21 protein-coding genes, 1 pseudogene, 1 riboswitch and 1 other annotated feature (1 of these 24 running past the window's edge) are annotated in these 21,914 nt (G+C 37.8%); all 22 genes and pseudogenes read left to right on the top strand.

Annotated features, from left to right (window positions below; genetic code table 11):
- Positions 1 to 64, top strand: a binding site (T-box leader) (it extends 183 nt beyond the left edge of the window).
- 77 nt (positions 65 to 141) lie between these two features.
- The 22 genes and pseudogenes from ilvB (at position 142) to DEX24_RS08830 (ending at position 21,908) form a co-directional block, all read left to right on the top strand.
- Positions 142 to 1,914, top strand: a complete 1,773-nt coding sequence (gene ilvB / locus DEX24_RS08720) for a biosynthetic-type acetolactate synthase large subunit (RefSeq protein WP_109306040.1) — start codon at positions 142 to 144, stop codon at positions 1,912 to 1,914.
- Positions 1,911 to 2,426: an acetolactate synthase small subunit gene (ilvN, locus tag DEX24_RS08725; protein ID WP_109306041.1), complete on the top strand. Its 516-nt coding sequence runs from the start codon at positions 1,911 to 1,913 to the stop codon at positions 2,424 to 2,426. Before ilvB ends, ilvN begins: the two co-directional genes overlap by 4 nt.
- 29 nt (positions 2,427 to 2,455) lie before the next feature.
- Entirely contained in the window at positions 2,456 to 3,475 is a 1,020-nt protein-coding gene (gene ilvC, locus DEX24_RS08730; protein WP_109306042.1) for a ketol-acid reductoisomerase, read from the top strand.
- A gap of 112 nt (positions 3,476 to 3,587) precedes the next feature.
- Positions 3,588 to 4,679 carry a 3-isopropylmalate dehydrogenase gene (gene leuB, locus DEX24_RS08735; protein ID WP_109306043.1) on the top strand — a complete coding sequence of 364 codons (1,092 nt, stop codon included), beginning with the start codon at positions 3,588 to 3,590 and terminating at the stop codon, positions 4,677 to 4,679.
- A 19-nt stretch (positions 4,680 to 4,698) separates the two neighbouring features.
- Complete coding sequence (gene leuC / locus DEX24_RS08740) at positions 4,699 to 6,108, top strand: 3-isopropylmalate dehydratase large subunit (RefSeq protein WP_109306044.1); 1,410 nt, start codon at positions 4,699 to 4,701, stop codon at positions 6,106 to 6,108.
- A 14-nt stretch (positions 6,109 to 6,122) separates the two neighbouring features.
- Positions 6,123 to 6,713 carry a 3-isopropylmalate dehydratase small subunit gene (gene leuD, locus DEX24_RS08745; protein ID WP_109306045.1) on the top strand — a complete coding sequence of 197 codons (591 nt, stop codon included), beginning with the start codon at positions 6,123 to 6,125 and terminating at the stop codon, positions 6,711 to 6,713.
- Between the two features lie 128 nt (positions 6,714 to 6,841).
- A riboswitch (TPP riboswitch) is annotated at positions 6,842 to 6,951 on the top strand.
- 74 nt (positions 6,952 to 7,025) lie between these two features.
- A pseudogene (locus DEX24_RS08750) lies at positions 7,026 to 7,765 on the top strand (ABC transporter ATP-binding protein).
- Complete coding sequence (locus DEX24_RS08755) at positions 7,758 to 8,501, top strand: ABC transporter permease (protein ID WP_109306046.1); 744 nt, start codon at positions 7,758 to 7,760, stop codon at positions 8,499 to 8,501. Before DEX24_RS08750 ends, DEX24_RS08755 begins: the two are co-directional and overlap by 8 nt.
- Positions 8,501 to 9,502, top strand: coding sequence for an ABC transporter substrate-binding protein (locus tag DEX24_RS08760; RefSeq protein ID WP_146192977.1), 1,002 nt, complete (start codon positions 8,501 to 8,503; stop codon positions 9,500 to 9,502). Before DEX24_RS08755 ends, DEX24_RS08760 begins: the two co-directional genes overlap by 1 nt.
- Positions 9,499 to 10,065: a thiamine phosphate synthase gene (locus tag DEX24_RS08765; RefSeq protein WP_109306048.1), complete on the top strand. Its 567-nt coding sequence runs from the start codon at positions 9,499 to 9,501 to the stop codon at positions 10,063 to 10,065. The genes DEX24_RS08760 and DEX24_RS08765 overlap by 4 nt, the downstream gene beginning before the upstream one ends.
- Positions 10,062 to 11,141, top strand: a complete 1,080-nt coding sequence (gene thiO / locus DEX24_RS08770) for a glycine oxidase ThiO (RefSeq protein ID WP_109306049.1) — start codon at positions 10,062 to 10,064, stop codon at positions 11,139 to 11,141. The genes DEX24_RS08765 and thiO overlap by 4 nt, the downstream gene beginning before the upstream one ends.
- A complete protein-coding gene (thiS, locus tag DEX24_RS08775) occupies positions 11,125 to 11,322 on the top strand; it encodes a sulfur carrier protein ThiS (RefSeq protein WP_109306050.1) in 198 nt (65 codons plus the stop codon). Before thiO ends, thiS begins: the two co-directional genes overlap by 17 nt.
- Before the next feature lies 1 nt (position 11,323).
- Positions 11,324 to 12,094 (top strand): thiazole synthase, encoded by a 771-nt coding sequence (locus tag DEX24_RS08780; protein ID WP_109306051.1) that lies wholly within the window; start codon positions 11,324 to 11,326, stop codon positions 12,092 to 12,094.
- On the top strand, positions 12,087 to 13,100 hold the full coding sequence (locus DEX24_RS08785) for a ThiF family adenylyltransferase (RefSeq protein WP_109306052.1): 1,014 nt from the start codon (positions 12,087 to 12,089) through the stop codon (positions 13,098 to 13,100). The genes DEX24_RS08780 and DEX24_RS08785 overlap by 8 nt, the downstream gene beginning before the upstream one ends.
- Before the next feature lie 34 nt (positions 13,101 to 13,134).
- Positions 13,135 to 13,638, top strand: coding sequence for a GNAT family N-acetyltransferase (locus tag DEX24_RS08790; protein ID WP_109306053.1), 504 nt, complete (start codon positions 13,135 to 13,137; stop codon positions 13,636 to 13,638).
- 310 nt (positions 13,639 to 13,948) lie between these two features.
- Entirely contained in the window at positions 13,949 to 14,869 is a 921-nt protein-coding gene (locus DEX24_RS08795; RefSeq protein ID WP_109306054.1) for a cation diffusion facilitator family transporter, read from the top strand.
- Positions 14,870 to 14,962: 93 nt separating this feature from the next.
- Positions 14,963 to 15,892 carry a cation diffusion facilitator family transporter gene (locus DEX24_RS08800; protein ID WP_109306055.1) on the top strand — a complete coding sequence of 310 codons (930 nt, stop codon included), beginning with the start codon at positions 14,963 to 14,965 and terminating at the stop codon, positions 15,890 to 15,892.
- 15 nt (positions 15,893 to 15,907) lie between these two features.
- Positions 15,908 to 16,216: an ArsR/SmtB family transcription factor gene (locus DEX24_RS08805; RefSeq protein ID WP_307725579.1), complete on the top strand. Its 309-nt coding sequence runs from the start codon at positions 15,908 to 15,910 to the stop codon at positions 16,214 to 16,216.
- A 140-nt stretch (positions 16,217 to 16,356) separates the two neighbouring features.
- Complete coding sequence (locus DEX24_RS08810) at positions 16,357 to 17,598, top strand: MFS transporter (protein WP_109306057.1); 1,242 nt, start codon at positions 16,357 to 16,359, stop codon at positions 17,596 to 17,598.
- A gap of 441 nt (positions 17,599 to 18,039) precedes the next feature.
- Positions 18,040 to 18,813 carry an enoyl-CoA hydratase/isomerase family protein gene (locus DEX24_RS08820; RefSeq protein WP_109306059.1) on the top strand — a complete coding sequence of 258 codons (774 nt, stop codon included), beginning with the start codon at positions 18,040 to 18,042 and terminating at the stop codon, positions 18,811 to 18,813.
- 33 nt (positions 18,814 to 18,846) lie between these two features.
- Complete coding sequence (locus DEX24_RS08825; RefSeq protein ID WP_109306060.1) at positions 18,847 to 20,370, top strand: ABC transporter substrate-binding protein; 1,524 nt, start codon at positions 18,847 to 18,849, stop codon at positions 20,368 to 20,370.
- 83 nt (positions 20,371 to 20,453) lie between these two features.
- The gene (locus tag DEX24_RS08830) at positions 20,454 to 21,908 is read left to right on the top strand and encodes an ABC transporter substrate-binding protein (RefSeq protein ID WP_170112895.1); all 1,455 of its coding nucleotides are present in this window, start codon (positions 20,454 to 20,456) and stop codon (positions 21,906 to 21,908) included.
- The last annotated feature ends 6 nt before the right edge of the window (positions 21,909 to 21,914 follow it).

The following is a 21,914-nucleotide window of genomic DNA, read 5'->3' on the forward strand; positions in this document are numbered from 1 at the left end:
AAGAGGTAGCAGTAAGTTGCTACGAATAAGGGTGGTACCATGAAAAGCTTTTTTCATCCCTACGCAGAGGTCTTTTTTGCGTGGGTGAAGAAGCTTTTTTATTATAAAGAAAATACAGATAGAAAAGGGAGGAGTATATCGATGAATGCTCAAGTTTCAACGACTACTGAGAACGACAAGCAATTAGAAAAAACAACTCCAACTCCGGAGCAATCTGACAAACCAAAAACAGGCGCTGATATTTTTATCGAATCATTGAAAAAACAACATGTTGAAATCATCTTTGGTTATCCAGGTGGGGCAGTTTTACCACTATATGATGCACTATATCGCAACCCAATTCGCCATATACTTGCTCGTCACGAACAAGGTGCTATTCATGCGGCAGAAGGTTATGCGAGGGTATCAGGTTTACCCGGTGTTGTTATTGCCACTTCCGGACCTGGGGCTACGAATCTTGTAACAGGTATTACTGATGCGATGATGGATTCTATTCCACTCGTAGTTTTCACCGGTCAAGTAGCAACGACGGTCGTAGGTACAGATGCCTTCCAAGAAGCGGATATTGTTGGTATTACACAACCAATTACAAAGCATAACTACCAAATAAAAGATGTCCAAGACCTACCGAGAATTGTAAAAGAAGCATTCCATATCGCCTCAACCGGTCGCAAAGGTCCAGTGTTAGTCGATATTCCAAAAGATATAGCAAACGCAGTATTTAATTTTGATCACTATGATGAAAATGAAGAAATCTATCTGCCAGGTTATCAGCCAACACTACAACCAAATTTTTTGCAGATTAAAAAGGCAATTGCTTTGATTGCACAAGCGGAGCAACCGGTCATCTTAGCTGGCGCTGGTATTTTAGCGGCTGATGCAGCGGGTGAATTAACTGAATTTATTGAAAAGTATAACTTACCAGTAACAAACACTTTACTAGGATTAGGCTCCATTGATGGTGAACATCCACAATTTTTAGGCATGGCTGGCATGCACGGGACATTTGCTGCAAATATGGCGATTAGTGAGTGCGATGTTCTGATTAATATTGGAGCACGCTTCGATGACCGCCTCACGGGTAATCTAGATTCTTTTGCACCAAAAGCAAAAATTATTCATATTGATATTGATCCAGCAGAGATTGGCAAAAATGTCGATACTGATGTACCAATTGTAGGTGATGCAAAACTTGCTTTACAAGCTTTATTGTCAAAAGATTTTGACAAAAAAGACACGCCGGCTTGGGAAGAATATTTAACGGAATGCAAAAATCAATTCCCATTATGGTATGACGCAGAGGCTGCAAATGGTGAAATTCTACCTCAGCAAGTGGTAGAACTTGTCGATCGTATCACGAAAGGTTCAGCTATTATGACAACCGATGTTGGGCAACATCAAATGTGGGCAGCACAATATTATAGTCATAGAAAAGACCATCAATGGGTAACATCCGGTGGACTTGGTACGATGGGATTTGGTTTCCCAGCTGCCATCGGAGCACAATTTGCTTTCCCAAACAAGAAAGTAATTTCGATTGTAGGTGATGCGGGCTTCCAGATGACGCTTCAAGAATTAGCATTATTAAAAGAGTTCAATCTACCTGTAAAAGTGATTATTTTAAATAACGCTTGCTTAGGTATGGTTCGTCAGTGGCAGGAAACATTTTATGAAGAACGCTATTCTTCATCGATGATTCCCGTGCAACCTGATTTCGTGAAATTAGCAGAGGCATACGGTGTAAAAGGATATCATTTCGATAATATCGCTACACTTGAGGCGGATTTAACTGCCGCAATTTTATCGGATGAGGCTGCATTAATCGATGTTCGTGTAAAACAACTGGAACTTGTGACACCGATGGTTGCACCAGGACAAGGTTTGGCTAACATGATTGGAGTGACAAAAGAATGAGAAGAGTAATTACCATCACAGTAATCAATCAGAGCGGTGTATTAAATCGCGTGACAGGGCTTCTTATGAAGCGTCAATTCAATATTGAAAGCATTACCGTCGGCCATACTGAAACAGAAGGTATGTCGAAAATGACATTTATTGTTAATGTGGATGAAGAACGTAAAATTGAACAACTTGTAAAACAAGTGTCTAAACAAATTGATGTCATTAAAGTGAATGATATTACAGACAAATCGATCGTAATGCGTGAATTAGCATTAATTAAAGTAGTAGCTCCACCGAATTTGCGTGCTGAAATCAATTCAATTGTCGATCCTTTTAGAGGTTCGATTATCGATATGGGTAAAAATGTTGTAACCTATCAAATTGTCGGAGATCCCGAGAAAATAGACGCATTTATTGAATTGATTAAGCCGTATGGCATAAAAGAGCTTACACGAACAGGTGTTACTGCCTTTGTACGTGATGCACAATTGAAACCAACAACGCAAATTTCGATTTTAAAATAATAAAAACAAACATATAGGGGGATATTAAAATGGTAAAAATGTATTATAACCAAGACATCAACGAAGCGGTATTAGAAGGTAAAAAAATTGCAGTAATCGGCTACGGTTCACAAGGACATGCTCACGCATTAAACTTGAAAGAATCTGGTTTTGATGTTTGCGTAGGTATTCGTGCCGGCGGTTCTGCTGAACGTGCAAAAAATGATGGTCTTGAAGTGAAATCTGTAAAAGAAGCAGCAAAAGAAGCAGATGTAATCATGATCTTACTACCGGATGAAAAACAAAAAGAAGTATATGACAATGAAATTGTTGAAGGCTTACAAGCAGGTAATGCATTAGTATTCGCACATGGTTTCAATATCCATTATGGTCAAATTGTTCCTCCAGCGGATGTGGATGTATTCTTAATTGCTCCAAAAGGTCCAGGACATCTAGTACGTCGTACATACCAAGCAGGCGCTGGTGTACCAGCTCTAATCGGTATTTATCAAAATGCTACTGGTAATGCAAAAGATCTAGCTCTTGCATGGGCTAAGGGCGTGGGTGCAGCACGTGCCGGCGTTTTAGAAACAACATTCAAAGAAGAAACAGAAACTGATTTATTCGGTGAACAAGCGGTACTTTGTGGTGGCGCTGTCGAATTAGTAAAAGCAGGTTTTGAAACATTAGTTGAAGCAGGATACCAACCAGAAATCGCTTACTTCGAATGTTTCCATGAATTAAAATTAATTGTTGACCTAATGTATGAAGGCGGAATTGCTAATATGAATTACTCCATTTCCGATACAGCAGAGTGGGGCGAATATGTTTCAGGACCACGCGTTGTTACTTCAGCTTCAAAAGCGGCAATGAAAGAAGTTTTAAATGATATTCAATCAGGTAAATTTGCGAAGGAATGGATTGCTGAAAATGATAATGATCGTCCACAGTATTCAGTAGCTAAAAAAGCTGTTGCAGATCATCAAATTGAAGAAGTCGGTGAAAAATTACGTGCAATGATGCCATTCGTTGGCTCAAAAGCTAATAAAGAAACAGTAAACGCAAAATAGTAACAAACTCTTGGCAGCAGGAGGGAAATCATCGTATGGTGATTTCCCAACCTAGCTGTTCAATACATAAGGTGCTATTTTCGCACGATTAGATTTTTAGGAGGAAAAACAAATGGAAAAGAAAATTACAGTATTACCTGGTGATGGAATCGGGCCGGAAGTTGTCACTGCAGCGGTGGAAGTATTACAAGCAATCGCAAAAAAATACAATCATATATTTCATTTTGCGTATGGCGCAATTGGTGGAACAGCTATTGACCAATTTAGCGACCCACTGCCACAGCAGACGATTGATTTAGGTGAAGAAAGCGACGCCATTTTATTAGGTGCTGTAGGTGGACCCAAATGGGATAATAACCCATCTGAATTACGTCCAGAACTAGGATTATTACGCATTCGTAAACATTTTGATCTCTTTTCAAATTTGCGCCCTGTTCAAGCCATTCCATCGATGCTCAAATCATCTCCACTAAAGGAAGATATCGTTAAAAACGTCGATCTTCTAATCGTTCGAGAATTAACGGGTGGTTTATACTTTGGCGAGCGTCATCGCACGCATGATGAAGCATTAGATTCGCTAACATATACGCGCCCTGAAATTGAACGCATTGTCGATAATGCATTTAAATTAGCACGTTTACGTCGGAAAAAATTAACATCGGTTGATAAGGCTAATGTCTTGGATACATCGCGTTTATGGAGAGAAATTGTCGAGGAGAAAAAAGCAAGCTATCCAGATGTGGAAGTGGAGCATAGTTTAGTTGATTCTACTGCCATGAAACTTATTACCGATCCTTCATCTTATGATGTTATTGTGACTGAAAATATGTTCGGAGACATTTTAAGTGATGAAGCATCGGTCATCACTGGTTCGCTTGGTGTATTGCCATCAGCCTCGATGCGTGGGGATCATTTTGGTTTATATGAACCTGTACATGGCTCTGCGCCAGAAATTGCTGGCAAAGGAATTGCGAATCCAGCGGCAACTATTTTATCGGCTGCCATGTTATTAAACTACTCTTTTGAATTAGCTGAGGAAGCAAAGGCGATTGAAAAAGCGGTGGCGGCAGTGTTTGAAAAAGGATATTTCACTGGAGATATGGCACCAAAAGGTACAACGGCTTTGTCAACAAATGATTGGACTGAAAAAGTCATCGCTGAGATCGATGCGAGTTTTGTCCGTGAAGAATCAAATTCTTACTAATTACAATGAGGTGAAAAAAGTGGGTAAAAATATTATTGAAAAAGTATGGCAACAACATATTGTTTATGAAGAACAAGGTAAGCCAGATTTACTGTATATTGATCTTCATCTCGTACACGAAGTAACTTCGCCACAGGCATTTGAAGGTTTACGTTTGGCTAATCGTCAGCTGCGCAGACCAGATTTGACTTATGCAACAATGGATCATAATGTACCAACAAAAAATTTACCGATTATTACCGATCCCATTGCTAAAAAGCAGATTATTACATTGGCAGATAATTGCAAAGAGTTTGGCGTGGAGTTGGCAGATATGGGTCATCCAGACCAAGGAATTGTTCATGTAATTGGGCCACAACTTGGTTTGACCCAACCTGGTAAAACAATTGTTTGTGGAGATTCCCACACGTCTACACATGGCGCGTTTGGTGCTATTGCTTTTGGGATTGGGACATCAGAGGTAGAGCATGTTATGTCAACGCAAACACTTTGGCAAGCAAAACCCAAAACATTAGAAATTCGCGTGACAGGTCAATTAGGTTTTGGTGTAACGGCAAAAGATATTATTTTAGCAATTATCGCTAAATTCGGCATTGATGTGGGTACTGGGCATATTGCTGAATTTACTGGAGATGCCATTCATCAATTATCTATGGAAGAACGAATGACTATTTGTAATATGTCTATTGAAGCGGGTGCAAAGGCAGGGTTGATTAGCCCGGACGCTATTACGATCGACTATATTAGAGGTCGAAAGTATGCACCTAAAGGGGAGGCGTTTGATCAAGCTGCTGTGGAGTGGTTAGCATTAGCTTCTGATGACGATGCGCTATATGATCGTACTGTAACAATTGATACATCTGAAATTGAGCCATTTGTCACATGGGGAACAAATCCTTCTATGGGTACGGGTATTTCAAACACAGTACCCTTTGCAGCTGATTTTGAAGATGAATCGGACAAACAAGCATTACAAAAAGCATTAGCTTATATGGACTTACAAGAAGGAACGCCTATTTCAGAAATAGCAATCCAACATGTATTCATCGGCTCCTGTACAAATTCACGTATGCATGATTTGCGTGCAGCTGCTGAAGTGATTAAAGGACGCAAAGTAGCCAAAGGTGTAACAGCAATTGTCGTACCGGGCTCCAATACGGTTAAACAGCAAGCAGAAGCGGAAGGGTTACATGAACTATTTTTAAATGCTGGTTTTGAATGGCGTGAGACAGGATGTTCCATGTGTTTAGCTATGAACGATGATGTTGTGCCAGCGGGCGAACGTTGTGCTTCAACTTCAAATCGTAATTTTGAGGGTCGTCAAGGTGCTGGAGCACGAACACATCTTGTCAGTCCACCAATGGCAGCAGCAGCAGCCATTGCAGGACATTTTGTTGATGTTCGAGAAGTGATGAATATACCAGTTTAAAGGAGGAGTTCATGATGGAACCTATTAATAAAGTGAAGAGTGTTTTAACACCTTTAAATAGAAAAAATGTCGATACTGATCAAATAATTTCAAAAGAGTTTTTAAAACGCATTGAGCGTACAGGATTCGGTGAGTTTGTCTTTTATCATTGGCGTTTTGATGCGAATGGCAATAAAATAGAGGATTTTGTGTTAAATCAGTCGAAGTACGATGGTTCGAAAATACTTTTGGCACATGATAATTTTGGTTGCGGGTCGTCCCGTGAACATGCACCATGGGCTATTTTAGATTATGGCTTTACGGTGGTCATTGCCCCTAGTTTTGCTGATATTTTCCACAATAATTGCTTTAAAAATGGTATTTTACCGATTGTTTTACCTGTTGAAATAATTGAAACATTACTTGCAACAGCAGAGAATCAAACAATTGAAGCGGATATTTCATTAGAGAATCAAACGATTAAAGCAGTAGGCCAATCTTATCATTTTGAAATTGATCCGTATTATAAAAAAATGTTAATCAATGGCTGGGATGAAATTTCACTAACTTTCCAATATGAAGAACAAATTGCAGCTTTTGAAGCCAAGAAATCGTTAACCGTCTAATGATGAGTAGTATGTCGCGTTAACCGATTTAAAATAATAGGTCGTATGGAGATAATTTTTATATAGTTTTATGAAAATGAGGTTGCCTTCGATTGTATCAGATGCTATACTGACGTCAGTAATTACATAAAAAGTGCTAGGAGTGCTGGTGTTGCCAGCTGAGATAGAGACGTGAGCTCTGGATTCTTTCATACCTGATCTAGTTCGTACTAGCGTAGGGAAGTGGCATTATATTTGGGGATACCAAATATATAGCCACTTCATTGTAAAATGAAGTGGCTTTTTTATGCGATTTTAACGAGGAGGTTCTTTATGACATACAGTATTCAATTTGACGATTTATCGTTTTCGTATGAAAATCATGCAATCGTCAAAAATTTAAACCTGACAATTAACAAAGGGCAATTCGTCAGTATTATTGGACCGAGTGGCTGTGGTAAAACAACGCTTTTTCGCTTGATTAGTCATTTAGAAAAACCGACAACTGGTACGGTGAAAAAGCATGATGAAGCGATTGGTTATATGCCACAAAAGGATTTACTCATGCCTTGGAGAAGCGTTATTGACAACGTAATACTACCATTACAATGTCAGGGGATAGATAAAAAAACAGCGAAAATTCAAGCGACAGCTCTACTGGAAGAAGTGGGTCTAATTGATTATCAACATCAGCGTCCAAAAGATTTATCGGGTGGCATGCGCCAACGTGTTTCCTTTAGTCGTGCTATGTTAGCAGCAGGAACTATTTTATTATTAGATGAACCATTTAGTGCGCTCGACGCTTTGACAAAAATGGAATTACAAGATTGGTTAAAGCAACAGCTTGTAACACTTGATCAGACGGTTGTCTTTATTACGCATGACGTAGAAGAAGCAATTTATTTATCGGACACCATTCTTGTCATTACCGACAAACCTATACAATTTGTTATACAAAAAAAATACCAAATGCAAAAGAAAGAAATCGACAAGATTTGCAACGCCCTCATTTAATCGCTTTAAAAGAAGAATTACTTCAATTATTGAAGGGAGGGGAAAAACGGCATGCTTAAGAAAAATACCCCAGCAATCGTAGTAGGTGTATTTTTATTAATTGTTTGGGAGATGGGTGCTCGTATACTAAATGCCATGTATATATTACCATCTCCCACTGCGATTCTTCAAAAGCTGTGGGAATTTAGAAAACCGTTGTTTTTAGTACATGCACCGGCAACAGTTGAGATTTTAGTAATTGGTTTGCTCATTGCAATTATGTTGGGCTTACTTGTAGCTTTTGCGATGTCAGCAAACAGTTGGATAGAAAGAGCATTTTACCCATTGCTCATTCTTTCTCAGACCATTCCAATTACGGCATTAGCTCCTATTTTCGTATTATGGTTTGGTTATACGATTTGGAGCAAAATATTGGTGACAGTACTTATTACTTTTTTCCCGATAGCCGTCAATACCTTTGATGGTTTACAATCGACGAAAAAGGACTATGAAGAGCTTCTCTTAACTTTTGGTGCTTCAAAATGGCAACAAGTCATATATTTACAGTTGCCAAGCGCATTACCTACTATTTTTACAGCACTAAAAATAGCTGTGCCATTAAGTATAATCGGTGCGGCTATCGGAGAATGGCTAGGCGCTCAAACTGGGCTGGGCTACTTTAGTAAACGGATGATGACACAACTGGATGGCGCGGGTGTTTTCGCGCCAATCGTTTTATTATCACTGATGGCTATTATCTCCGTTGCACTATTGTCCGTTATTGAGAAAAAGTACATAAATTGGAGGAAAGATTAATGAAGAAATTCATCGTATTCTGTTTATTATTATGTTCTGCTGTTGCACTAACGGCATGTGGTGATTCGGTAGCAAAGGAAAACAAAAAAGGTCTAAAAGAAGTATCTGTCATGCTCGACTGGTATCCGAACGCAATCCATAGTTTCTTGTATGTAGCAATTGACAGGGGCTACTTCAAAGAGGAAGGTCTAGATGTGACACTGCAATTCCCATCAAATCCAACGGATCCTCTAACCTTAACGGCAGCAGGTCAATCAACATTTGGAATTTATTATCAACAAGATGTTATTATTGCACAAGCAAATGAAGGAATTCCGATTAAATCCATCGGTCCAATTGTCCGCTCACCATTAGATCAACTCATGTCTTTAACGGAAACAAATATTAAAAGACCACGTGATTTAGAAGGTAAAAAAATTGGCTTTAATGGCACACCATTGGGAGAAGCTACGATAAAAAATATGGTAAAAACAGATGGCGGGGATCCATCAAAAATTGAATTAATCGATGTAGGTTTTGAAATCGTCTCGGCATTGATTACAAAACAAGTAGATGCGATTACAGGGGGATTGATTAATCATGAACTTCCTGTTTTAGAACATAAAGGCTATGCGATTTCAACCATCAATCCTTCTGATTATGGTGTGCCAAAAAGCTATTCAATGGTTTTTGTAGCGGGCGATAAAATAATCAACAAAGAGCCGAAAACTGTGCAAGCGTTTTTACGCGCAGCAAATAAAGGCTTTGATTTTGCTGAAAAAGAACCCGAACAGGCACTGGGTTTATTATTAAAACATCAAGAAAAGGATAATTTCCCATTAACAAAATCAATTGAACAACAAAGTTTAGCTCTCTTAAATAAACTAATGGCAACAGATGATGCCGCATTTTTATCTGACGAAGATGTCAATTGGGATGAACAAAGTAAATGGCTAAAGGAGCAGGGGATTGCGGAAAAAATAGTTCCAGCAAATGAGTTGTATAGCCCATTTGAAAGATGAAGATTCATATTATAACGGATGATGTGGTCCAAGAACAACGTTTAATAGACTATGCGCTAGCAACGCAACATATGATTGACTATTTGCATATTCGATTGTATGACTATGACGCGGCTCAGCTGTTTAACGTAACGACAAAACTGATGGCATCTGGTTTTCCGCGACAGAAGCTCGTCATACATGATCGCATCGACGTGGCAATTGCTTGTGGTATTTCTACCGTACAATTGGGCTATCGCTCGATGGATGTTGCGACAGTACGCAATAGTTTCCCACAATTAACCATTATTGAATCGGTTCATAGTGTAGAAGAAGCCAATACTAGTAAGGCAGATATCGTGTTATTTGGTCATATTTTCCCAACTGCTAGTAAGCAAAATCTGCCGACACGTCAGCTGAGTGATCTCACGCAAATAGCAAAAGAAATGATTGTAATCGGTGGTATAAAACCATCAAATATTCATAAATTACAAAGTTATAATGTGGCGATTATGTCAACATTTTGGCAATCAGATGAGCCAATCACACTGATTCATAATTATAAAGAGGGGATGGGAAAATGAAATCATATGATGTTGTAATAGTAGGGGGTGGCGTTATCGGCAGCTCCATCGCCTACCATTTAGCACAACAAAACCTAAGAATTGCATTAATTGATAAGGGAGAAATTGGTCGAGAGGCATCAGCTGCTGCAGCTGGTTTACTTGGTGTTCAGGCAGAATGGACGAGTGATGACCCTTTTTTTGAAATTGCTCAACGCAGTAGAAAGCTTTTTCCACAATTAGCAGAAACTATTCGTCATATGACGGGAATAGATATCGGCTATGAACAAAAAGGTATTTATCGCGTGGCCTTTAATGAGGCTGAAATGGCAAATATTATCACCATAAAAGAGTGGCAAAGTGCATATGGAGAGAGGTTTGATATGCTAAACACAAGGCAATTATTGCAAAGGGAAAAACAACTGAATACGTCCCTTATAGGAGGTGTATTTTGTCAGGATGATGGTCATGTATTAGCACCCAAATTAACGCAAGGGTTAGCACTAGCAGCTTCTTATTTACAAGTAGAAATAATTGAATATTGCGAAGTTTTAAGTATCTTGAAAAAAGAAAGACAGGTAACAGCTATTCACACGACGTTAGGTAATATTGAAACGAGTCATGTTGTAATTGCTAGTGGCGCTTTTAGCAATCAGTTACTACGTGATTTTAAAATTGATGTCTTTCCAGTGAAAGGTGAAGTAATTCAACTGTATTCTAATGAACCAATGATCACAGCGCCTATTTTTAATGAACGTTTTTATATTGCACCAAAAAGAGGAGGGCATTATATTCTTGGCTCTACCATGCTTGAAAATGATTATTCAAAAGATGTAACTGCTGGTGGTATACAGCAGATATTACAGCATGCTTTCGCTTTAATCCCTAGATTAGAAAAGGCTACTTTTAAAAATCATTGGAGTGGATTACGACCACACTGTACAAATAATCAACCATTTATAGACGAACACCCATCGATTAAAGGACTGTACGCAGCAATTGGTCACTACCGCAATGGCATATTATTAAGTGCCGTTACAGGTGAACTGATTGCTCATAAGATAAAGGAGGCGAGAGAAAATGAAGTTAATGGTTAATGCTCAACAGCTGGTTATTGAAAATATTCAAACGATTGAACAGTTACTACTTCATTTAGAATTATCGTCTAAAATAATGATTGTTGAATTGAATGGTCAAATAATCCAGCAGCTGAATTATAACAATAAAATAGCAGAGGGCGATGTTTTTGAAATCGTTACTTTTGTAGGGGGCGGCTAATATGTTAAAAATTGGTCAGTATGAAATCGAATCAAGGTTATTGCTAGGAACGGGGAAGTTTCCTAATTTTAGTATGCAAAAACAAGCAATTGCGAGATCGGGAGCAAAAATTTTAACGTTTGCTGTAAGAAGAATGGCACTGTTTGATGCGGAACAGCCTAATTTATTACAAGAATTAGATTTGAATAATTATTTGTTTTTGCCAAATACAGCAGGAGCTAAAACAGCAGAAGAAGCCGTTCGTGTTGCAAAGTTAGCACGCGCTTCAGGACTTTGTCATATGGTGAAGGTTGAGGTTATTGGTTGCAATGAAACATTGTTACCAGATCCAATTGAAACGTATCGTGCGTGTGAACAATTAATAGCAGAAGGATTTACCGTATTACCCTATACATCAGACGATGTTGTATTAGCACGTAAATTACAAGAATTAGGCGTACATGCTATCATGCCGGGTGCTTCTCCCATAGGTAGTGGACAAGGTATTATCAATCCATTAAATCTATCGTTTATTATCGAACAAGCGACTGTACCAGTCATTGTGGATGCAGGGATTGGCTCCCCAGCGGATGCTGCATATGCAATGGAGATTGGAGCAGATGGTGTATTATTGAATACAGCAGTTAGTGGTGCCAAAGATCCAGTGAAAATGGCGGATGCCATGCGTTTAGCAGTCGAAGCAGGGCGACTTGGTTATGAGGCAGGTCGGATAGATCAGAAAAAATACGCAACTGCTTCTAGTTCAATGAAGGGGCTACCTCATTATGGATGAACGATATTCTAGGCAAGTACGATTTGCTCATATTGGAAAAACAGGTCAACAACGAATAATTGATAGTCATGTTTTGATTGTAGGATTGGGCGCGCTGGGTAGTCAGTGCGCTGAGTTATTAGTAAGAGCAGGAATCGGTCATTTATACGTAGTTGATCGCGATTACGTTGATGTCAGTAATTTACAAAGACAAACATTGTATAGTGAACAAGATGCATTGCAGGGCATACCCAAAGCAATTGCTGCCAAAAATAGATTGTCTGCGATCAATAGTAGTATTGAAATAAAAGCTTTTGTAGAAGATGTTACACCCTCTTTTTTACAACAATTTACGAAAGTTGATATTATAATTGATGCCACAGATAATTTTGATATTCGCTTTATGCTTAATGATTTTGCCTATAAATATAAAATACCCTGGATTTATGGAGCATGTGTTGCTTCCTATGGTGTAAGCAATACATTTTTACCGGAGCAACAACATGCATGTTTGCGCTGTCTAATGAAAAAAATACCATTAGGTGGTACTAGTTGTGATACGATGGGTGTTATTTCATCTGTTGTATCACAGGTTGTCAGTTGGCAAGTGACAGAAACACTAAAAATCATAGTTGGGGATTATGATGCATTACGTGGGACACTTCAGTCGGTTGATCTATGGGCGAATGACTATGCAAGCATAGATGTTCGAACACTTGTAGACCAATCCTGTACGAGTTGTTCTTCAAAAGCAACCTATCCTTATTTAATAGAGGAGCAACAAGTGAAGGTAGCTATCTTATGTGGGCGTGATACGGTGCAAATTCGTTCGCATCACTTGAAAAATATTGATTTACAGCAAGTGAAAAAAACAGTGACAGCAAGCATTACAATGGCAAATGACTATTTGATTGCATTCATGGATGAAGAACAAAAAGTTGTTGTATTTTTAGATGGTCGCGTCTTTATTCACCATACAAGTGATATGATAGTAGCAAAAAAGATTTTTTATCGCCATTTTAGTTAGCATTGTATAGTATACTGCTGTAGAGGTGAAAGTATTGATTAACTATATAAATCCACAGCAGCATGATGCACAACAAATCGTCGATTTTTATAATAGTGTTGGCGGAGAAACATCTTATTTAAGTTTTGGTGCCAATGAGTACCCATTATCTGTTGAGCAACAACGTCAAGAAATGGCTGCAACAGCATTCGATTGTCAGCAATTGATGATTCTTGCAAAAGACGAGGATCGGATTGTTGGAATTGGTACGATGTCAACATCTTCCAAAGCAAAATCACGCCATGTAACAGAACTAGGTATCGTCGTTTCTAAAAACTATCAAAATCAAAAAATTGGTCGCAATATAATGGAAAAAATGATTGCGTGGGCTGAATCAAATCAAATTATAGAAAAAATACAGCTGGATACACGTGCGGATAATATTTTAGCGGTCTCATTATACATGAAATTAGGTTTTGTCGTTGAGGGGATCTTAAAAAATACAACTCTATTTGAAGGTAAATATTATGATCTCTATGTTATGGGCAAACAACTGTAATGTTTCTTATAGGTCTAAATAATCATTTTAAAAACCATGCAATATTATGTGAATTAAAAGATAGTTTCCTTTGAGAAACAATGGCGAAAAATGAGCGTAAAAAGAAGACGGTAATCCTTGATATATAAAGGATACCGTCTTTTTTAAATTAAAATTCAATATAAACAAAAAAATTTCCTTCGGGAAAAAATTTTTAAATAAGCTAAAATAGCTTTTATTAGGAAAAAATCTTTGCATAGACTAAGAGTAACTTCGTTTGGTACGATGTTCTAACATATTAAAAAAGTAAAGTGTTGTTGGAGGGGAAATAATGCCAAAACGTCAATCAATGTTAGCTGCTTGGATCAGTGTCATAAGCAATGTATGTCTAACGATTATTAAAATTGTTTGTGGTGTGCTATTTAAAAGTCAAGTACTGCTGGCGGACGGTATACATAATGCAGCGGATGTTGTTGCATCAGGCGTATCACTAGGGTCAATGAAAATTTCCAATCAACCAGCAGATGACGATCATCCCTATGGACATGGTAAAGCGGAGGTATTATCCTCCGCTTTTGTCGCGATTATTTTATTTTTAGCTGCTTTGTATATTGCATACGGCTCTATTTTAGCGTTATTTAATCCATCATTTGAAGCACATTGGATTGCTTTTGTTGCAGCCATCGTGTCACTGGTATGGAAATTAGTACTCTACAAATATACGATGACAATCGGTCGTCGAGAAAAAAGTAATGGCTTAATTGCGACAGCTTATGACCATTTAGCAGATGTCTATGCATCTTTAGCAGCAGTGATCGGTATTGGTCTATCCTTAGCGAATACGTTTATTACGATTCCTTTTGCACAATATGCCGATCCAGTTGCAGGTATTATCGTCGCAGTACTTATCATTCGCCTTTCGATTACAATGATAAAAGATTCAACGGCCATCTTAATGGAAGCAAGCTTACCGATGGAGCGTAATGCACAGTATGCAGAAGTTGTTGCAGCAAATGAATTCGTCAAAAGAATTGATAGTATTCGTGCACGTACACATGGTCATTATGTACTTGTTGATGTGCGCGTTGGTGTTCCGGCGACCTTATCGGTTCAACAAGGTCATGATGTTTGCAAACAGTTGAAGTCTCAATTAAAGGCGATGGATGAAGAAGTAAGTGAAGTACTTGTTCACTTGAATCCGTGGTATCCTCCAGAACCAACAATAGAACAACACCAACAAGCGAGCCACTAGTGGTTCGCTTTTTTACTGTCAATACTTGACTTCATATTGTATCGGTTATATAGTGAATATATGAACAGATACTCATATAAAGGAGCTGAGGAAATGATGGAACAGAAAAATAATAAGAAAATACTATTTATTTCCTTTCTTATAATCACATTGTATATGGCTGTCGAAATGGTTGGTGGTTTTTGGACAAATAGTCTGGCACTATTATCTGATGCAGGGCATATGTTGAGTGACTCGATTTCATTAGCAATTGCTTTAATTGCATTTAAATTAGCAGAAAAAGCATCAAACTATGGTAAAACATATGGCTATAAACGTTTTGAAATATTGGCTGCTGTTCTAAATGGTGTGACGCTGATTCTCATCGCCCTCTTTATATTTTATGAAGCTGTCCAGCGCTTCGCCAATCCACCAGAAGTTGCAACGACAGGGATGTTGATTATTAGTACTATTGGTTTAATTGTCAACATAATCGTTGCCTTTATTATGTTACGTGGGGCGGATACGAAAGATAATCTCAATATGCGCGGTGCATACTTACATGTAATTTCGGATATGCTTGGCTCAATCGGTGCTATTATTGCCGGTTTACTTATTTTATTCTTCGGATGGGGTTGGGCAGATCCAGCAGCGAGCATAGTTGTTGCGATGCTTGTTTTACGCAGTGGCTTTAAAGTAACAAGCGCGTCATTGCATGTATTGATGGAGGGCACGCCAAAAGATATGGCAGTGGACCAGATTGTTGATATTATTAGTGAAAATAGTGAAGTACAGGGTGTACATGACCTTCATATTTGGACGATTACATCCGGTTTCAATGCGTTATCTTGCCATATTGTTGTGGAAGATACAATGACGATCGCTGATAGTACGCTACTATTGAAAAAAATTGAACACGATTTATCACATGCGAATATTCACCATACGACGCTACAATTAGAAGCGGCATCACAATCACATGGTAATTTATTATTTTGTACTAAACGAGCGGAAGTTGATCCACATGCAGGACATAATCATTAAGAGAGGAGTGAAATAGTGACTCATCAATGTGATTCATATAATTTAGATGAAGAAACTCTATTCGTTGTTACACAAACATTCAAAGCACTAAGCGACCCAACGCGCATCCGTATTTTAAACTATCTATGTGGCAAAGAGAAATCCGTAAATGATATAGCCAATTCTCTGGAGTTAAGTCAATCTGCTGTTTCACATCAACTGCGATTTTTGAAAAATCTCCGATTGGTCCGCTTTAGAAGAGAGGGCACAACCATGTATTATGCGCATGATGATGATCATATCATTAACTTGATGCATCAAGCAATCGATCATGCAAAACACTAATTAAATAAAAAACGAGTAACAGCGCCATTGCCGATGACTAAAAGTAATGGCGCTTTTTGTATAGGTACTTAAAAAAGGATTGTCAGCGATACCCTGACTCTGTTACTGTAAAATGACTGGACAGAGTAGGAGGAACGAAGATGAATATAAGCAAAGATGCTACAATACACTCCCCAGAAATTCAGGCAATAAATAAAAAGATTATGCGCATTGTAATTATGTCTCAAATGCTTGGAGGAGCAGGGTTAGCAGCAGGTATTACAGTCGGAACATTAATCGCAGCACAAATGCTTGGTACAGATCGTTATGCAGGTGTTCCTGTAGCATTATTTACGGCAGGGTCAGCAATCGGAGCTTTGGTAGTCGGAAAAATAACGCAACAGCGAGGTAGGCGATTAGGTTTATCTAGTGGCTTTTTTCTAGGTGGAATCGGAGCATTACTCATTATTTTATCAACTGTTATTGACAGTATACCCTTATTATTTTTAGCGTTGATTGTTTATGGTTTTGGCACATCTACTAATTTACAAGCACGTTATGCTGCGACGGATTTAGCTCTACCAAATAAACGGGCAACAGCGGTGAGTATTGCCATGGTATCGACGACACTAGGAGCTGTGGTGGGTCCTAACCTTGTGACACCCATGAGTTTTGTAGCAAAAGCAATCGGCATACCAGAGTTAGCGGGAATATTTATCGTTGCCGCCGCCGCTTTTTTATCTGCTGGGTTCGTATTGTTTTTGTTTCTAAGACCCGACCCGTTTTTAATCGCTCAAAAAATAGATTTGCAACAAGCGGCGAAATCGATGGGCGAAATACGCGTAAACTGGAATAAAAAAAGAGTTGTTATTGGCGCTGTTATCATGATTGCAACCCAGATTGTCATGGTATCGATCATGACGATGACGCCACTACATATGCAGCATCATGGACAGGCAGTGGGAGCTATTGGACTGGTCATTGGCTTTCATATTGCTGCAATGTATTTACCGTCCTTACTGACGGGCAGGCTCGTTGAAAAAATCGGCACGACCTATATGGGCATTGTAGGAGGGGGCGTTTTAGTCATTTCAGCAATCGTGACATTATTTGCTTCAGGTGAGTCATTACTCGCATTAACTATTGGGTTAATCTTACTTGGCATAGGCTGGAATTTCGGCCTTATAAGTGGTACGACAGCCGTCGTTGATGGTACCGATGTTGCAATGCGACCTAAAATACAAAGTCGCATTGATGTTTTTATCGCTATTTCAGGCGCTTCAGCAGGTATCTTATCGGGTGTCGTGGTCAATTATTCAAGCTATGCCGTTTTGTCAATTGTCGGCCTTGTCATCTCCAGTATGCTGATCGTAATTGTTGTACTGACGCGTGAAAAAAATTAGAATTGATCATGAGTTACATAAGTTAACTTGAAGATCTAAGTATTAATTAGTAGTTTGATGAAGAGTAGTAAGTATTCTTCATCAAATTTACTCGTTTAGATTTTTAATGATAAAAAATCATGATACTTTTTATGGTGCAAAAATGGTCATCATTGTGTATGATGATAATAGTTATAAAATTCAGAATATTCAATCTTATATTTGTGAATACTTTATTTATGGGTAGCAAGCTTCCTGACAGGGTGATTTCTGGACGAAATGCAGTGCGCCTTGTAGGTAAAACTACAATAGAACGGATGAAAAGCGCCTGTCGAAGTGGACAGTTGCGCTTTTTTTATTTCACATCTGAAGGGAGGGGAGTTGGAGAGATCCAACACGTAGCGATGGTCAAGGCGAGAAATCACAATTTTTATCGAAGTAACCTAAAAAGGAGGAGTTAATTTGTTTATCGAAATTAAAGATGTGAATCATGTACGTTATTTAACTTTAAATCGACCGAAAGCAATGAATACGATGACCTATGAATTCATTCAACAATTAGTAGATGCCTTTGATATATGTAAACGTGATGAACATATAAGAATTGTCGTATTATCTGGATCTGGGCGTGCTTTTTGTGCAGGGGATGATTTAAAGGGGATGGATTCAGAAAAAGAGCCAACGCCGGGAAATGCACAAAATGCAGCTGAAAAAGGATATTTACGTGTCGTAAAAGCAATTCGATCTTTAAACAAACCCGTCATTGCAAAAGCACATGGTTTTGCTCTTGGAGCAGGTCTTGACATATTACTTGCTTGTGATTTTATTATTGCGGAAGAAAAAACGAAGGTCGGATTAGTGTTTGTCAAACGGGGTTTAGTTTCAGGAACGGCACTTTTATCAACCTTACTCCCTTATCAAAAAGTAACGGAAATTCTATTTTTAGGTACTACTTTTGATATGGCTGAATTACATAGATTAAATCTTATTTATAAAATGGTACCCTTAGAGCAATTAGAACAAGCGGTAGATGATTTAATTATTCTATTAACTGAAAATTCATTTTTTGCTATCGGTTTAACAAAACGTGTGTTGAATGAAAATATTGGGCAAACATTACAAGAGCGTTTTAATAGTCAAAATGTGATTGTATCAAACTTATTTCATTCGACTGATATGATGGAAGGTATGCAATCATTTGTCGAAAAAAGATTGCCCAATTATACAGATGTATAAAAAAGTAGATAGAAAAGTGAATGAGGTGTGAATATGAAGAAAAATATACGATTTACTGTCTTATGTATAGTATTTGCATTGTTATCTGCTTGTTCAAATAGTGGAGATACCACTAAGATTGAAAAAGTAAAATCAACGATGACGGTTGCTTATGAAGTGGATACGAGTAGTTTTGACCCCATTTTAAGTACCTCTGGCGGAGATCATGTCATTCAATGGCCTATTTATGAATCCTTAATCAACTTTGATGCTAATTTAAATCCTAAGCCTGGTTTAGCAAAATCATGGGAAATCGTTAATGAAAAGAAAATTACAATGAAATTAGAAGAAAATGTAGTATTTCATGATGGGACGCCATTTAATGCCCAAGTAGTGAAAGAAAATATAGAACGGATGAATAGTAAAGATTCACTAAACCATGATATTCGTACAATTGATCAAGTAGTAGCTGTTGATGAATACACGGTAGATTTTCTCTTGAAAGTTCCAGATGTTTCGATCTTGATGGCTTTAGCGGATAGAGGTGGCATGATGACATCACCTAAAGTTTTCAACAATAAAGAAAAGGGATTATCAGAAAACCCAGTTGGAACAGGGCCTTTTAAATTTAAATCAAGAGTACCAAATGCAGAAGTTGTTTATGAAAAAAACAAAGAATATTGGGGGGCGGATAAGGCCAAGGTAGAGCAATTAATCATTAAAGTGATGGCGGATGAAAACGCACGAATGAATGCGTTGCGTTCTGGTGAAATCGATTTTATGAGTGGTGTAGCACCCTCAAATATTCATGCGATGAAGAAAAATAACAATTTGAAAGTAGAAGGCGATACTACGCTGAACTTCAAGATGCTCTATATTAATAATAGTTTTGATATTGTCAAAAACAAGGATATTCGCCTCGCAATACTGTATGCAATAGACCGACAACAACTTGTAAAAGTAGTGAATTTTGGGCAAGGTGAGCCGGCATCTCAAGTCGTTCCATCTAGTCATTGGGCATATATAGATGATTTTACAATTTCGTTTAATGTTGAAAAATCAAAAGAACTAATCGTTCAATCAGGTATTTTAGCACCAAAACTGGAAATTAATCATTATACGAGAGCTTTTGAAACACGCTTAGCTGAAGTACTTAAAACACAACTAGAGACAGCTGGTTTTACTGTCAAACTCAATGGTATGGAAACAATCTCAGCAGTAAATGGATTTTTCAAAGAGAAGAATGCACCCATTTTCTTATCTGAGTGGACGGGTAGAACGGATGTCCAAATGCCAATAAAATCATTGTTTTCAAGAGATAGTTTTTTCAATACAGGAGCCAGTGCTTCTGATCGATTAGAAGCATTAATTGAAAGAGGCTCAAAAACATTTGACGAAAAAAAGCGCAAAGAAATTTATAAAGCAATTTATGAGCAAGGTTTCTTAAAAGAAGCCATTTTTATACCGATAATGGCACCCACCATCTCAGTTGCTTTTCATAAAAATGTCATTGGATATGAGCCAAATATTACAGGGAAAGTACTATTTTCAAAACTTGGCTTTAAAGATGAAAAATAAATGAGGCAGGTATACAAATGAAAAGAAACGACTCGATCATTATCTTTTTAGTAGCCGTGTTGTTATGTATATGTGTAGCTTGTATGAATAAAAATAATGGGGTGAAAAAATCAAAAACGAATGAGGTTATGAAGGTGGGCTATGAGTTAGATGTTACTAATTTCGATCCTACTTTGAGTGGTTCCGGTGGAGATCATGTTATTCAGTGGCCGATTTATGATACATTAATCCGGTTTGATGATAAGCTTGATCCTTTGCCCGGACTAGTAAGGGAATGGCAATTAATTAATAACAAGACAATACGATTGAAATTAGAGGAAAATGTAAAGTTTCATGATGGGACGTCTTTTAATGCGACTGCTGTAAAAATTAATATAGAGCGGATGAATAGTAAAGAATCAATTATTAGGGATTTACAGAATATTAAACTTGTTCATGTGATGAGTGACTTTCTTGTAGAACTTCAATTGAAAAAACCAGATAGTTCGATTTTGATGGCATTATCTGACCGAGGAGGTATGATGGTGTCTCCGAAAGCTATCGCTAATAAAAATCATAATCTATCGGAAAATCCAGTGGGGACTGGGCCATTTAAATTTGAGTCACGGGAACCAAATGCTGAAATTATCTATACGAAGAATCATACATATTGGTCTGAAAAAGAAGCAAAAGTCGAAAAATTAATTATTAAAGTGATGGCTGATGAAAATGTGCGTATGAATGCTCTACGTTCAGGCGAACTTGATTTTATCATCGGTATTAGCCCGACAAATATCGCGTCTTTTGAAAAAAATAACAATTTTAATATAGTTGGTGATGTGGCATCGAGTTTTAAAGTGTTATTTATTAATGCAGATTTAGGTATTATGAAAAATAAAGATATTCGTCTGGCGATGCAATATGCAATAAACCGTGATCAGTTAGTACAAGCATTGAATTTTGGACGGGGAAAAGCGGGACATCAAGTATTCTCAGAGAAACATTGGGCATATATAGATGATTTTGAAATCCCGTATAATCCTCAAAAAGCAAAAGAACATATAAAAAAATCAGGAGTAACAGATTTACAGATGACCTTCACTTATTATTCAAAGTCCTATGAAACTAGATTGGCTGAGCTATTACGTACACAATTGGAGATGGTGGGCTTTAAAGTAAAACTAGAAGGAATGGAAACGGTAGCAGCTGTGAATTACTTTTTTGGTGAGAAGAGGGGGGAAGTACTAGTAGCTGAATGGACTGGTAGAACAGATGCTCAGATGGCGATGTTTTCTCTATTTTCAAGGGATAGTTTTTTCAACACTGGCGGTAATTCCACAGATGAAATTGAACAATTAATAAACGAAGGTGCGTCTACAAATAATAAAAATAAGAGGAAATTAGTGTACGAGAAGATACAAAAAAAAGCTTATTTTGAAGAAGCGATTATCATACCAATTATTTTTCCACCAGCCATGGTTGCCTATAATAAAAAGGTAGTCGGTTATGAAGCAAATATATATGGCAAGGTTTTATTTTCTCAACTGGGTTTTAAATGACCGAAA

Origin of the sequence: Kurthia sibirica (assembly GCF_003143975.1) — a bacterium.
Classification (GTDB): Bacteria; Bacillota; Bacilli; order Bacillales_A; family Planococcaceae; genus Kurthia; species Kurthia sibirica.

Coding starts and splice junctions, on each gene's coding strand:
- leuD (WP_109306045.1), top strand. CDS start 6,123: ATGGAACCTATTAATAAAGTGAAGAGTGTTTTAACACCTTTAAATAGA.
- DEX24_RS08800 (WP_109306055.1), top strand. CDS start 14,963: ATGATGGAACAGAAAAATAATAAGAAAATACTATTTATTTCCTTTCTT.
- DEX24_RS08810 (WP_109306057.1), top strand. CDS start 16,357: ATGAATATAAGCAAAGATGCTACAATACACTCCCCAGAAATTCAGGCA.
- thiS (WP_109306050.1), top strand. CDS start 11,125: ATGAAGTTAATGGTTAATGCTCAACAGCTGGTTATTGAAAATATTCAA.
- thiO (WP_109306049.1), top strand. CDS start 10,062: ATGAAATCATATGATGTTGTAATAGTAGGGGGTGGCGTTATCGGCAGC.
- ilvC (WP_109306042.1), top strand. CDS start 2,456: ATGGTAAAAATGTATTATAACCAAGACATCAACGAAGCGGTATTAGAA.
- DEX24_RS08825 (WP_109306060.1), top strand. CDS start 18,847: ATGAAGAAAAATATACGATTTACTGTCTTATGTATAGTATTTGCATTG.
- DEX24_RS08830 (WP_170112895.1), top strand. CDS start 20,454: ATGAATAAAAATAATGGGGTGAAAAAATCAAAAACGAATGAGGTTATG.
- DEX24_RS08765 (WP_109306048.1), top strand. CDS start 9,499: ATGAAGATTCATATTATAACGGATGATGTGGTCCAAGAACAACGTTTA.
- DEX24_RS08755 (WP_109306046.1), top strand. CDS start 7,758: ATGCTTAAGAAAAATACCCCAGCAATCGTAGTAGGTGTATTTTTATTA.
- ilvN (WP_109306041.1), top strand. CDS start 1,911: ATGAGAAGAGTAATTACCATCACAGTAATCAATCAGAGCGGTGTATTA.
- leuB (WP_109306043.1), top strand. CDS start 3,588: ATGGAAAAGAAAATTACAGTATTACCTGGTGATGGAATCGGGCCGGAA.
- DEX24_RS08785 (WP_109306052.1), top strand. CDS start 12,087: ATGGATGAACGATATTCTAGGCAAGTACGATTTGCTCATATTGGAAAA.
- DEX24_RS08780 (WP_109306051.1), top strand. CDS start 11,324: ATGTTAAAAATTGGTCAGTATGAAATCGAATCAAGGTTATTGCTAGGA.
- ilvB (WP_109306040.1), top strand. CDS start 142: ATGAATGCTCAAGTTTCAACGACTACTGAGAACGACAAGCAATTAGAA.
- DEX24_RS08795 (WP_109306054.1), top strand. CDS start 13,949: ATGCCAAAACGTCAATCAATGTTAGCTGCTTGGATCAGTGTCATAAGC.
- DEX24_RS08760 (WP_146192977.1), top strand. CDS start 8,501: ATGAAGAAATTCATCGTATTCTGTTTATTATTATGTTCTGCTGTTGCA.